This window comes from Sorangium sp. So ce834 (assembly GCF_051521425.1).
GTDB lineage: Bacteria > Myxococcota_A > Polyangia > Polyangiales > Polyangiaceae > Sorangium > Sorangium cellulosum_D.
The window spans coordinates 6,655,232-6,669,212 of record NZ_CP150351.1; the positions used below are offsets into that span (position 1 = coordinate 6,655,232).

Annotated in this window: 7 protein-coding genes; 5 read left to right on the forward strand and 2 right to left on the reverse strand. The window is 70.4% G+C overall.

The features are described from left to right. Window positions 1-137: 137 nt before the first annotated feature. Window positions 138-539, forward strand: coding sequence for a VOC family protein (locus WMF20_RS24040; RefSeq protein ID WP_437616937.1), 402 nt, complete (start codon window positions 138-140; stop codon window positions 537-539). A 173-nt stretch (window positions 540-712) separates the two neighbouring features. Here the strand turns inward: WMF20_RS24040 and WMF20_RS24045 are convergent, their stop codons facing one another. After that, window positions 713-1,627, reverse strand: coding sequence for an SDR family oxidoreductase (locus tag WMF20_RS24045; protein WP_437616938.1), 915 nt, complete (start codon window positions 1,625-1,627; stop codon window positions 713-715). A gap of 310 nt (window positions 1,628-1,937) precedes the next feature. On the opposite strand from WMF20_RS24045, the gene WMF20_RS24050 reads away from it, so the two are divergent. Continuing rightward, window positions 1,938-7,001: a protein kinase domain-containing protein gene (locus WMF20_RS24050; protein WP_437616939.1), complete on the forward strand. Its 5,064-nt coding sequence runs from the start codon at window positions 1,938-1,940 to the stop codon at window positions 6,999-7,001. A gap of 91 nt (window positions 7,002-7,092) precedes the next feature. Here WMF20_RS24050 and WMF20_RS24055 read toward each other — a convergent pair whose 3' ends face one another. Next, window positions 7,093-7,749: a hypothetical protein gene (locus WMF20_RS24055; protein WP_437616940.1), complete on the reverse strand. Its 657-nt coding sequence runs from the start codon at window positions 7,747-7,749 to the stop codon at window positions 7,093-7,095. A 1,046-nt stretch (window positions 7,750-8,795) separates the two neighbouring features. On the opposite strand from WMF20_RS24055, the gene WMF20_RS24060 reads away from it, so the two are divergent. From WMF20_RS24060 to WMF20_RS24070, 3 genes are all read left to right on the forward strand, one after another. Next, on the forward strand, window positions 8,796-10,874 hold the full coding sequence (locus WMF20_RS24060; protein WP_437616941.1) for a hypothetical protein: 2,079 nt from the start codon (window positions 8,796-8,798) through the stop codon (window positions 10,872-10,874). Window positions 10,875-11,350: 476 nt separating this feature from the next. Continuing rightward, the gene (locus WMF20_RS24065) at window positions 11,351-12,550 is read left to right on the forward strand and encodes an MFS transporter (RefSeq protein ID WP_437616942.1); all 1,200 of its coding nucleotides are present in this window, start codon (window positions 11,351-11,353) and stop codon (window positions 12,548-12,550) included. A 58-nt stretch (window positions 12,551-12,608) separates the two neighbouring features. Beyond that, a complete protein-coding gene (locus WMF20_RS24070; protein WP_437616943.1) occupies window positions 12,609-13,835 on the forward strand; it encodes a flavin-dependent oxidoreductase in 1,227 nt (408 codons plus the stop codon). The last annotated feature ends 146 nt before the right edge of the window (window positions 13,836-13,981 follow it).

The following is a 13,981-nucleotide window of genomic DNA, read 5'->3' on the forward strand; positions in this document are numbered from 1 at the left end:
GGCGACGCTTCGGCTCGCGGTCCGGCCGAGCACCTCGAGCGCGCTCCGCGTCCGGAGCAGGGCGCGAAGATTTTTTTCGAGCGACCGATGACTTCTCCGCGGGCGGGGGGTCCATGGGGCAAAAGGAGCACAACCTCATGTCCCACAAGCTCTTCGTCAGCCTGCCCATCAAGAACCTCGAGCGCACCAAGGCGTTCTTCAAGGCCCTCGGCTTCACGTTCAACCCGAAGGTCACGGGCGAGGAGGCCGCCTGCATGCTCATCGGCGAGCACGCCTACGCGATGCTGCTCGTCGAGCCGTTCTTCAAGACGTTCACCAAGAAGGAGATCTGCGACACCGCGACGCACGTGGAGGGGGCCTTCGGGCTCTCGTGCGAGAGCCGCGCCGAGGTGGACGCGATGGTGGCGAAGGCGCTCGCCGGCGGCGGCAAGGAGGCGGGGCCGCCGGAGGACCACGGGTTCATGTACAGCCGGAGCTTCGAGGACCTCGACGGGCACCACTGGGAGGTGGTGTGGATGGATCCAGCGGCCGCGCAGTAAGCCGCACGGATCTCGGCGGAGGAGAAGGGATTCGAACGCTCGGCGCGGGCGGCGGGTGGAAGATGCCGAGGAGCGGTATCCGGAACAAACCGCCGGCCCGCACTTGTTCTTTTGCGCCTTTGCCTTGAGCTCTCTCCCTCTCCGGATCCCTGCCGGACTCCTGGTGGGTGGAGCTAGCGATACCCGGTGACGTCGGCCGGCTTGCCGGCGTCCTGGACCTCGACGAGGTACCGCCACGCGTCGGGCTGGCTGCCGTCCAGATCCGTGAAGCCATAGACCCGCGCGAGCTGACCGCTCGACAGCGACTGCCCTGACCACCTGGCCACCTCCGGATCGGCCGCGAGCGCCGCCACCGCCCGGCCGGCGTACGCGGGGGTCTCCGAGATCGCGAAATGGGGCTGCTTCGAGAGCGCGTCTCGCCAGTTCTCCTCGGTGACCCCGTAATGCTCCAGCATGACCTCCGAGCGCAGCCACCCCGGCGTCAGCGCGACGGCCGAGCAGCCGTGGGCCCGCAGCTCCTCGGCCTGGGCGAACGCCATGCGGAGGACCGCGGCCTTGGCCAGGTCGTAGAAGAAGGCGACGCGGTAGTGCCCTGCATTGTAGTCGGCCGTACCGTCCGTGATCTCGACGACCAACCCGCCGGGCCTCTTGATGAGCAGCGGAAGGGCGCAGTGGCTCGTGATGATGTGGGTGTCGATGGCCAGCCGCAGCAGCCGCAACCCGTTGTCCAGGGACTGCTCCCAGAGCGGCGTGTTCCACGCGAACAGGAGCTCGCCGCCCCAGATGTCGTTGACCAGCACGTCGAGCCGGCCGTGCTCCCGCTCGATGCGCGCGACGAGCTCGCGGACCTGCTCGCGCTCCAGGTGATCCACCTGCGCCGCGATCCCCTTGCCCCCGGCCTGGGTGACCAGCTCGGCGGTCTCCTCGATCGTCTCGGGTCGATCCATCTCCGAGCGCCGCGCGCGCGTGGTCCGGCCCGTGGCGTACACGGTCGCCCCCGCCGCGCCCAGCGCGACCGCGATCCCCCTGCCCGCCCCGCGCGTCGCGCCCGCGACGAGCGCCACCTTGCCGTGAAGTGCTCCGCTCATGATCCGTCGTCTCCTTCCTCGCTTGCCGAGGCGAGCGACCTTCGCACGGAAATCCTGACACCTTGTGTCAGGTATTCCGGGACGCCGCGACGGTCGGCGCTGGAGGCAGCGATCGCGCCGCGGCGTCCGGGTTGCGCGGCGCCCCGGACGGCCGCTCCCCGCGTCATCCCACTCGACAGCTGATGACACGCGCGCCCAGCCGCCCTCACGACACCCGCCCATCGGTGCCACGTTTATCCACCACGTGTTACCTCGACCGATCGCGCGGTGCCGCTTGATGCAGCGCAGAGAAGCGCTCTACAAGTAATTCATGATAGGTATCCCCGGCTACACGCTCACGGGTCTCATCCACGAATCGGCCGCATCGACCGTGTACCGGGGATATCGAAACGACGACCGGGCCCCCGTCGCGGTCAAGCGCCTCAGGAACGATCGCCCCGCCCCGGCCGACGTCGCGAGGCTCCGCTACGAGTACGCCATCGCCAGGGAGCTCGCCCTGCCCGGCGTCGTGAAGGCCCTCGGCGTCGTCAAGATAGGGGCCAGCCTCGCGCTCATCATGGAAGACGCGGGCGGCTGCACGCTCCATGAGCTCATCGGCGCGCGCTCCCTGATCCTAGGAGACGCGCTCCGGATCGCGATCTCCGTCGCGAGCACGCTGGAATCCATCCATCGCGGCGGCGTCGTCCACATGGACATCAAACCGCAGAACATCATGGTCGACGCGTCCACGTGGAACGCCAAGATCATGGACTTCGGCAGCGCCACGCGCCTCTCCCAGGAGGCGCAGCGCTCGAAGAGCCCCGCCGCCTTCGAGGGCACCCTGGCGTACATGTCGCCGGAGCAGACCGGGCGGATGAACCGCGTCATCGACCTGCGCACGGACCTCTACTCGCTGGGGGTCACCCTGTACGAGATGGTCACAGGCAGGCTCCCCTTCCCGACGAAGGATCTCCTGGAGCTCGTGCACTGCCACATCGCCAGGCTCCCGCCGCCGCCGGCGCAGATCTCGCCCGACGTACCGCGCCCGGTGTCCGACATCATCATGAAGCTCCTGGCGAAGAGCCCCGATGATCGGTACCAGAGCGCCTACGGGCTCAGGATGGATCTCGCGGCGTGCCTCGCGCAGCTCGAGGCGGGGCCGCGGATCGAGCCGTTCGAGCTGGGGCGCCACGATTACGTGGACGAGCTGCGGATCCCGCAGAAGATCTACGGCCGCGAGGCGGAGCTCGCCGTCCTCGAAGGCGCGTGGCGGCGCATCCACCAGGGCGCGCGCGAGCTCCTGCTCGTGTCCGGCCACGCCGGCATCGGCAAGTCGCTCCTCGTCGGCGAGATCCAGAAATCCGTCGCGCAGGGCAAGGGATACGTCGTCGCCGGCAAGTTCGACCAGATCAACCGGACCGTGCCCTACGCGGCCGTGGCGCACGTCTTCCGGGAGCTCGTCCGCGCCCTCTTGACCGAGCCGGCGGAGGCGCTCGGGCTCTGGACGGAGAAGATCGCGACCGCCGTCGGGCAGAACGCGCCGCTCCTCGTCGACCTCATCCCCGAGCTCGAGCACATCCTCGGCCCCCAGCCCGGCGTCGAGCCGCTCGGCCCGACCGAGGCGCAGGCGCGCTTCCACCTCGCCTTCCAGAAGTTCTGCGGCGCCATCCCCGCCCAGGAGCACCCCCTCGTCGTCTTCCTCGACGACCTGCAATGGGCGGATCCGGCGTCGCTGAAGCTCCTCGAGCAGATCCTGACCGCGCCGGAGATCAAGCACCTGCTCGTGATCGGCGCGTACCGACAGAACGAGGTCGACGAGAGCCACCTCTTTTCGATCACCCTCTCGGCGCTGCGCAAGGCCGGGGCGAGCGTCGGGGGGATCGACCTCGGGCCGCTCGATCTGCCGGTGGTGACGCGGCTCCTCGCCGACGCCCTCTCCTGCGATCCGGAGCGGGCCGAGCCGCTCGCGCGCCATGTCATGAGCAAGACCCACGGCAACCCGTTCTTCATGAACCAGTTCATGAGGGCGCTCCACGCCGAGGGGCTCATCGCCTTCGACCCGGCCCGGCGCGCGTGGGCGTGGGATCTGCCGCGCATCCAAGAGAGGAAGGTCACGGACAACGTCGTCGACTTCATGGCGGGCAGGCTCCGGGAGCTCGACGCGCGCGCGCAGCGCGTTCTGACGCTGGCCGCGTGCATCGGCTACCGCTTCGACCTGAAGACGCTCGCGACCGTGGCCGGCAAGCCGCGCGGCGCGGTGGCCGACGAGCTCTCGGCGGCGCTCCGCGAGGGACTGATCCTCGCCGTCGGCGCGGACTCGAGGTTCTTCGACGCGGCCGTGAGCGACGCGATGGCCGGCGAGGCGGACGAGCCGGAGCTCTCGGTCGACGCCGCCTACCGGTTCTTGCACGACCGCGTGCAGCAGGCGGCCTACCGGCTCCTCGACGACGACCGCAAGCAGGAGGTCCACCTCCAGATCGGTCGGCTCCTGCGCGCGCAGGGCGACCCCGGAGGCGCCGAGGGCAAGGTCTTCGAGATCGCGACCCACATGAACCTCGGCATGGCGCGGATCGCCGCGCCGGAAGAGCGCGTCGCGCTCGCGCGCCTGAACCTCGAGGCGGGCAGGAAGGCCAAGGCCGGCGCGGCGTACGAGGCGGCCGCGAGCTACTTCGAGGCCGGGACCACGGCGCTCGGCCCGCGGCGCTGGGACGAGCAGCACGAGCTCACCTTCGCGCTGACCCTCGGGCTCGCGGAGTGCCTGTGCCTGACCGGCAAGTTCGACGCCGGCGAGCGGCTGTTCGGCGACCTCCTCGAGCGCGCGAGGACGCGGCTCGACAGCGCGCAGGTCCTCAACCTGCGCATGTCGTTCCACCTGATGCGCGGCGAGCTCTCCGACGTCGTGGCGCGCGGCCTCGAGGCCCTCGCGCTGCTCGGGGTCGACATCCCCAGGGCGGCCGAGGAGCAGGGCGCGCGGCTCGGCAGGGAGCTCGAGGCGATGCAGGCCCACCTCGCAGGCCGCCCGATCGCCGATCTCCTGGGGCTGCCCACCGCCGCCGATCCGGAGAAGCAGGCCGTCCTCCGCCTCCTCGCCGACCTGACGCAGCCCGCCTCCGCGCTCGGCCTGCCGGTCCTCGGCCCGCTCACGCTCATCATGCAGATCAACCTCGCGATGGAGCACGGCCACGCGAGCACCTCGGCGTACGCGTACGTGCTCTACGCGGTGCTCCTGATCGACGGCGTCTTCGCGCCGAGGACCACGGAGGATCGGTTCAAGGAAGCGTACGAGTTCGCCAAGGTCGGTATCGAGCTGAACGAGCGGATCCCGAGCCCGCGCATCGCGTGCATGCTGCTCACGACCTACGCGTCCATCCTCCACTTCTTCGAGCCGCTCCGGGACACGATCAAGCTCCTCGCCCGCTCCCGGCAGGCCGGCCTGGAGTCCGGAGACCTGGCGTACTCGTCCTATTGCTGCATTCACATGGTCTCGGCGAGCCTGGGCCTCGGCGAAGATCTCGGCGCGGTGGCCGAGGAGATCGAGCAAGATCTCGCGCTGATGCGGCGGACCAACGACAAGCTCACGACGCTCATCCTCACGTGCGCCAAGCAGGTCGTCGCGAACCTCGCGGGGCGCACCGACGGGGCGCACACGCTGGGCGACGGCGCCTTCGACGAGGCCGCGTTCGCCGGCGCCATCTCGGTCCCGGAGCTCACGTACGTGGCCGCCTGGTATCATGTGCAGAAGATCCAGCTGGCGTATCTCTACGGCGACCACGGGGCCGCGCGCTCGCTGATGGCCGCCGTGGAGAAGATGACCGCCGGCAGCGCGAACAACTTCTGGGCGACCGAGCTCGTCTTCTATTCGTGCCTGAGCCTCGCCGCCTCGTGCGACGGGGCGCCGGCCTCGGAGAAGGAGCGGATCGTCGCGGCGATCGCGGCGCAACGGGAGAAGCTCGCCCGCTGGGCCGAGCGCTGCCCCAGCACCTACGGGCACAAGCACCTCCTCGTCTCGGCGGAGCTCGCGCGCGTCTCGGGCGACGACCGGCACGCCGCGGCGCTGCTCTACGACCGGGCGATCGAGGGCGCCGAGGAGGCCGGGTTCACGCGCGACCAGGCGATCGCGAGCGAGCTCGCCGCGAGGTTCTACCGGGGGAGCGGCCTCACGCGGTGCGCCCGCGCCTACATGACCGACGCCCACCACGGCTACATGCAGTGGGGGGCCACCGCCAAGGCGGACCGCCTGACGGCCGAGGCGCCGCACCTCGTGACGAGGGTCGATCTCACGTCGGCGCCGCCCGGCATGCTGGAGCTCGCCCGGACCACGGTCCAGACCACCTCGACGACGCGGCTCAGCACCAGCGTGCTCGACGTCGAGGCGGTCATCCGGGCCGCCCAGGCCATCGCCGGCGAGGTCGTCCTCGACAGCGTGGTCCACCGGCTGCTCGACATCGCGATCCAGAACGCCGGGGCCAAGAAGGGGGTGCTCGTCCTGGAGCGGGATCAGCAGCTGGTGATCGAGGCGACCATCACGGTGGATCCGAACACGGCGCGGGTGGGTCACCCGATCCCGGTCGAGGGCAGCGCCGAGGTCCCGTCGTCGATCGTGCAGTACGTCGCGCGGACACGGCTGCCGGTGGTCCTCGCGGACGCGAGCCAGGAGCCTCGCTTCGCCGCCGACGCCTACGTGGCCGCGAACGACCCGAAATCGATCCTCTGCCTGGCGATGGTGCACCAGGGGCGCACGACCGGCGTGCTCTACCTGGAGAACAGCACGGCCACCAACGTGTTCACGTCGGCCCGGCTGGAGCTCTCGAAGCTCCTCCTGGCGCAGGCGGCGACCGCGGTGGAGAACGCGGTGCTGTACGCGCACCTGCACAAGCGCACGGAGGCGCTGCACCGCGCCGAGGAGCGGGTCCGGGTCGAGTTCTCGGAGCGGGAGCGGAGCGAGCACGCCCGCGCCGAGCTCCAGGAGGAGATCATCCGCGTGCAGAGCGCCCGCCTGGCGGAGCTCTCCACGCCCATCATCCCGATCACCGACCGGATCATGGTCATGCCGCTCATCGGGATGATGGACAGCCAGCGGGCGCAGCAGGTCCTGAGCACGGCGCTCCAGGGGGTCGAGTCGACCGGCGCCGAGGTCGTGATCATCGACATCACCGGCGTGAGGACGGTCGACACCGACGTCGCGAGCACGCTGATCAACGCCGCCGTCGCCCTCCGATTGCTCGGGGCGCAGGCGGTGATCACGGGCATCCGCCCCGACGTCGCCCAGACGCTCACCGCCCTGCAGATCGACCTCGGCTCGGTGGTCACGCAGGGGACGCTCCAGAGCGGCATCGCCTACGCCCTGCAGCGGGTGGGGAGCCGCGGCGCGCCCCTCGGGGCGCGCGCGCGGTGAGGCGCGGCCGGGGCGCGTGGCGCCGCGTCGCTCGAGGGCGGACGCGGCGGCGAGAGCGCGGCGGGGAGGCGCGCCGGCGGGCGGAGGCGGGTCATAGAGGGATGTTGAAGAACTCGTTGCAACAGCCCTGCTTCAGGTGGCACACCTCCTTCACCGCGCCTTCGCACGTCCCGACCTGCACTCCATCGACGAGGCACGCGCACCTCGTCGTGCCGTCGGCGGACGGGCCGCACTCGACCTCGTGCTTCTTGCCGAGGCACGTGGACGCACACGCGCACTCGTTACCCTCCAGGTCGTTCGGGTAGGTGCACTCCAGCTCCCAGCACCCGCTGGCCGCGATGCACGCGAACGCCGCGTCGTGCTCGTCGCTGCACTCGTCGGGCCGCCTGCACGAGGGCGCGCCGGGCAGCTCGCACGAATACATCGCGGCCATCTCGTCATCGCACTCGGAGCCGGTCAACGCGATGGTGAGGCGACAGGACCCATCGCAGTCCAGGTCCGGCGGATCGCAGCCGTACATCTTGTGCTGCTCACAGATATCCATGCATGCCTGCACACCGCTCGGATTTCCCGCTTCGCCGCCGCCGCCGCCCCCGCCGCTTCCGCCGCCCCCGCCGCTTCCGCCGTCGCCCATGATGGTGTCGGTGCTGCCGCTGCTGGTCGGCTCGTCGTCGCCGCCACCGCACGCCACCAACGTGGATAGGGCCATCATCGACAGGAGCCAACCGATCCAAATACTACTTTTCATCACCATCTCCTAGCGTATCGCCCTGCGAGCGAGACACGCAATCCAGGCGTGCCCTCGTCCAGCAAACGTGGGGCCTGGATCCGCCGCGCGACCGCATGCCCAGCGGCCCCTCCCCCGGACGTCCGCTCCTGGCCGCGAGCCCGGGATCGAGGGGGTCGTAGGGCCGCGATGTCGTCTCGTCCGCGCTGCTCGGCGGCGGACGGGCGCGGCGGCGACATGGCAATCTCTGCCGTCGCACCATGGCAAAAATTGCCAGAGCGGCAAACTTTGCCATCAGGCGCCGCCGGCATCGCTGCGGCGACCTCGACCTGGGTCGGGTCGAGGTCCGCGAGGATCGCCCTGGCCTTGGCTGGCTCGGTTCTGGCACCTAGAGGCGCATCTTCCCGCCACAGGCCACAGGCTGTGGCGTGGACGCGGCTTCTTCGATGCATCGACCGGCCCCCGACCCGACCCAGCTTGGCGCGACCCAGGCGAGGTCATGGAACCCGGGCGGCCCTCGCGAACGGATGATGAGCTCCAGGTAACCCGATCTCCGCTCTGCGCGGCCAGCGCCCCGCCCTGCCCAGGCGAGCGCGCGGCGTGTCCGGCCTGGTGAATCCACGGCCCGGGCCGGCGCGGCGATGCGCGCCGGCGTCGCCTATTTTGTGCGCCGAGCAAAGGACCTCTCGGCAGCGCGCGAGCCAGGAACAGATCAGCTCGCGACAGAATGTAATGCTTGCCCCGAGCGCGAACAGCATTCATATTCCCGTCGCGCTCGGTCGTGGCTCACCGCGTGCGCGACGGCGCGCGAGCAGGGCATCGCAGGAGCGTCGACTCCGAGGATCCGAAGCCCGGGCTGCATGCAGCCCGGGCGACGGCAGCACGCGGCGAGCCCAGGGCGAGCGTGCTTGCCCCGCTCATCAGGCCGACGTGCGGTGTTCTCCCGCGTTCGCCTGGACTCCGTCTCTCTTCGTCTTCGAGCGCGCGCCCACCGGGGGCGCGGCTCGTCATCATGGTCGTTTCCAGGAGGTCTCATGCTTTCCAAGCGTTCGAGTTCGAGCATTTCGGTGCGCTCGTGGTCTGTCCCTGGCTCCGCCGGGGCGTGGCGGAGGGCGCGGCACGCCGCGCTGGCAGCGCTCGCCCTCCTGCCCGCTGCGTGCTCGGACTTCGAGCCGGGGGACGGCGATCTGGACGACTCCAGCGCGCTGCTCGACGCGGCGGAGGCCGACCTCGGCGAGGCCGCCGAGGCGCTCACGCTGCCGTTTCCGATCGAGCGCCTGAAGTCGCTCACCGTCACCGAAGTCGACATCGTGTCCCAGTTCTCGCTGAAGGACGTCCTGCAGCAGCTGGTCACCCAGTCGGGCGTCCCGGGCCTCACGCCCCTCACGCTGTTCCGGCGGTTCATGGACACGCACCGGGAAGCCCCCGGCCTCTTCTCCTCCGTTCCGCATTGCAATGACGTGGCCGCCAACGCGAACGACGTGTTTCCTGCCCCGCAGCCCGGCGACACGCCCACGACGGGGTCCATCAACGGATGGCCGGTCCGCTGCCCCCGGACCGTGGGACAGGAGTCCGCCAGCGATCCGTTCTCCACGACCGCCGGCGACAACGCGTACATGGCGACGACGCTGGCGAACCGCTTCGATCTCGCCCCTCCGGACGGCGCCCACTGCGGGGAGTACCGGATCGTGTTCGCGCGGAAGTCGGGCCACCCCGACTTCGACCCTGCCAGGCCCGACCAGACCTCTCGGCGCAATTTCATCATCTTCGAGGGCCGGCTGCCCAACCCGAGCCCCAGCCTCGGCCGGCAAGGCTGCCGCCCCATCGTCGAGTTCTGGCTGAACCAGTCGAACCCCTCGAAGACCGTGGCGACCCGGGCGACTGAGCTGAAGTCCTTCTACTTCAACGGCCTGCCCGCGTCCGGCGTCGGGCCCGTCATCCACATCGACAATTACGGCCACACGCCGGGCCCGAACAACGGCCAGATCCGGACCAACGAGTTCCTCCTGTTCCAGGAGGCGTTCGACGCCTGGTCGCTCCGGGAGTTCAGGCTCACGCACGGCACCAGCAGCAGCCCGTCGCTCAACGTCATCCCGTCGTTCGTGAAGGACAACCCGTCCGCGAAGCTCTTCGCGCCCGGCATCTCGGGCGACTCGCGGGTCACCAGCTTCCAGAGCACCGTGCTCCCGAACATGGTGGAGAGGCTCGCCGCGGCCGACGACGTCAACCGCTTCGCGTACCCGTCGGCGCTGCCCGACTCGATGAACGCGGGCGAGAGCCTGATGATCCCCCTCCAGAACAACTACCTGAACGCGATCGGCACCGGGACGTCGACCCTGAGGACCAACATCGCGAACAAGCTGATCGCCATGGGCAGCGACCTGTCCGGCACGCCCACCAACCTGTCCGTGGATCAGATCGTCGGGCGCGCTCAGTCCCTCGCCTGCGCGGGGTGCCATGAGCCCGTGGACGCCACCAACAGCCCGACCAGCAGCCTCGACGTGGGCCTGTCGAGCGCGTTCCCCAAGACGCTGGTCTTCACCCACACCTCCGAGAAGACGGCGCCGGTCGACCCGAGCAACGTGAACGGTCCGCGGCGCTTCATCCTCTCGGACGCCGTCCTCAACACGTTCCTCCCGTATCGCGAGAAGGTGATGAAGCATTTCCTCCTCAACAACGCGACCCTCGGGTTCGAGAAGCCGGGCGCGTGGACCTCGACGCAGGCCCTGCTCGCGACCCACACGGGCCGGGTGAAGGAGGGCGTCGCGTCGCTGGAGGTCCGGACCCCGAGCTCGTTCAACGCGATCGTCAGCCCTAACTTCAGCACCTCGGGCCTCACGCCGGTGGGCAACAAGATCAAGCTCTCTCTCTTCGTGTCGAAGCAGCAGCCGAACCCGAGCTGGGTTGGCAACCTGGAGGTGCTGATCTCGATCCCGTCCGCCGGCATCAACAACCAGTGGGTCGGCAACGTCGTGCTCAACGGCCTCACCCGGGGCGCGTTCAACGAGGTCACGTTCTCGCAGCTCCCGGCGGCCACCGTCACGGCGCTCAACGCGGCGCCGAGCGACGTGAAGCTGCAGTTCAACTTCAACGTGACCGCGAACTCCGGCCCCTACTACATGGACGACATCCGGTTCGAGAACTGATCCGCGTCGCGCTCTCGTGAGCAGGACGCCGGCGCGGAGACGCCGGCGTCCTGCCTTGCGTGACCGATCTCCCGCCACCTCGCGCGATCCGCCCCGCCTCGCGGCCCCGCGTCCAGGAGGGGCTCGCCCTCAGAGAAGGCGCATGGCCCGCAGCAGCGCCTCCATGTCGCCGGACGGCACAATTGCAGCGCCATCCAAATCGGCTCTTACCCGAATCGTCCAGTCCGCCCACGGGCGCGTGACGCCTCGCATCGAGGCATAGGCGAGTATGCCTATGCCTCGATCCAGAGGACTTCGATACGAAGTCGTTGCAGTCACCTGCACCGGGTGATGCGAGGAAGGACGGCGATCGTCGAGCTGCGCCGAGCGCCGTGTCGACGAGAGCAGGATCTTCTGGACCGGAGTCGCCGCATCCGTACAGGCTGCGGGCAGCTGCAACAATCCCGGGCAATGGGACGGAAACGGAAGGTCTACCCATGGGCGCATCGCCCTCTCACGCGCCGCGCGGCGCCGTCACGCTGTCGCTCTGCTTCCTGATCACCCTGCTGGAAGGGTTCGACATCCAGGCCATCGGCGTGGCCGCCCCCCGGCTGATCCCCGCCCTGGGCCTCTCGCCCGGGCAGGCGGGCGTCGTGTTCGGGGCCGGCATGGCGGGGCTCGTCTGCGGCGCGCTGGGCGGCGGCTGGATGGCCGACCGCATGGGCCGCAAGCCGCTGCTGATGATCGCCGTCGGCGTCTTCGGCCTGTGCACGCTGGCCACCGTGGTGGCGGGCGGGCCGCTGTCGCTGGGCCTCTACCGGTTCCTGGCCGGGGTCGGCCTGGGGGCGGCGATGCCCACCCTGGTGGCCGTCGCCCTGGAGATCGCCCCGCCCGACCGGCGGACCCGCACCACCACCCTGATGTTCAGCGGCATGCCGGCCGGCGGCGCGCTGGCGGCGTTGTTCGCGGCCGGTTTCCTGGACCGGTTCGGGTGGAAAAGCATCTTCGTGGCCGGCGGCGTGCTGCCGCTCTTGCTGCTGCCCGTCATGGCGCGGCTGATGCCCGACAGCCGCGCGGCGGCGGCCAGCGACGCAGAGCGGCCGGGCGCCGTGCAGGCGCTCTTCGGTCATGGCCGGCTGCTGATCACAGTGCTGGCGTGGTTCACCTTCGGCCTGACGCTGCTCGTGCTGTACCTGCTGCTGAACTGGCTGCCGTCGCTGGTGGCGGCCAAGGGCCTCGGCGGGGTGGGAGGGGCCGGCGCCGCGTTCGCCTTCAATGTCGGCAGCGTCCTCGGCTGCTGGATCATCGGCGTGCTGGTGGACCGGCTCGGGCCGCGCCTGCCCATCATCGCGGCCTATCCTGCCCTTGGGCTGTCGCTGTTCGGGCTGGCGGGGGCCGACAGCCTGCTGCCCGTGCTGGTGCTGGCCGGCCTGGCCGGGTTCTTCCTGCTGGGCGCGCAGTATTCGCTCTATGGCGTCATCCCGCTCTATTACCCGGCGCCGGCGCGCGGGCTGGCCACCGGCGCCTCCATCGCCGTCGGCCGGATGGGTTCCATCGGCGGACCGCTGGTGGCGGGCCACCTGCTCGGCCAGGGCTGGAGCCCCGCCGGCGTGGCCATGGCCATGGTGCCGGTCGTGCTGTCGGCGGGGGTGGCGGCGGCGGTGATGACCATCCGCGGCCGCCGTGCCGGTGATTGAGGCACGGCGGCGGCTTCAACAAGGGGCGGCGTCAAGCCGCATGTCTGCGGAGGATTTCATGCAGGTGATCGTCGTGGGCGCCGGGATCGGCGGCCTGGCCGCGGCTCTTTCGCTCCACGCCTCGGGCCATGAGGTGACGGTGTTCGAGGCCGCGCCCACCCTCCTGCCGCTCGGGGTCGGCATCAACCTCCTGCCCCACGCCGGCGAGGTGCTGAACGAGCTGGGCCTGGTCGAGTCCCTCTTGGCCCAGGGGGTGGCGACCCGCGAGCTTGTCTATTTCAACCGCTTCGGCCAGCGCATCTGGGGCGAGGCGCGCGGCCGCTTCGCCGGCCACGCCGCGCCGCAGATCTCGCTGCACCGCGGCGCCCTGCAGGGCGTGCTGTTCGACGCCGCCGTCGAGCGGCTCGGCCCGGGCCGGGTGATCTGCGACCGGCGCCTCGTGGACCACGAAGAGGCCGCAGGCCGCATCGTGGCGCGCTTCGTCGACCGCGAGGGCGCGGCCTGGGAGGTTCCCGGCGATCTCCTGATCTGCGCCGACGGCATCCATTCGGCGGCGCGCGCCCGCCTCTATCCGGACGAGGGGCCGCCGGTCTACGGCGGCCGCATCCTGTGGCGGGCGACCACGCTGGCGGCGCCGTTCCTCACCGGCGCCAGCATGATCATGGCCGGGCATCAGGACCAGAAGTTCGTCGCCTATCCCATCTCCCCGCCGGGGCCGGACGGCCGCCAGCGGATCAACTGGATCGCCGAGCTCGCCGTCGCCGAGAGCCTGCGGCGGGAGGACTGGAACCGGCGGGGCGATCCCGCCGACTTCCTGCCCAGGTTCGAGGCCTGGCGCTTCGACTGGCTGGATGTGCCCGGCCTGATCCGGGGCGCCGAGGCGATCTACGAGTTCCCGCTGGTCGACCGCGACCCGCTGCCGCGCTGGAGCCACGGGCGCATGACGCTGCTGGGCGACGCCGCCCATCCCATGTATCCGATCGGCTCCAACGGGGCGAGCCAGGCCATCCTGGACGCCCGCGCCCTGGTCCGCGCGCTCGCCGCCCACGCCGATCCGGTGGAGGCGCTGGCCGCCTACGAGGCCGAGCGCCTGCCGGCCACCGCCGCCATCGTCGCGGCCAACCGCGGCAACGGTCCGGAGCAGTGCATGCAGATCGCCCAGGACCGCGCGCCCGACGGCTTCGACCGGATCGAGGACGTCTTCGCCCCCGGCGAGCTGGAGGCGATCGCCGCCCGCTACAAGGTGCTGACCGGCCTGAAGCGCGCCTCGGAGCCCCGCGCGTGACCTAGCGGCAGCGCCCCTCATCTCCTCCGGCAGCCGACATATCCAGTGATGTGCGTCGCCATATCCGATGATGTGCGCCGCCATTTCACCTGCCCTCTCCGCACGAGCCAGCGTATGCTGGATGACACTCTCGTGGTGAAAGCGAG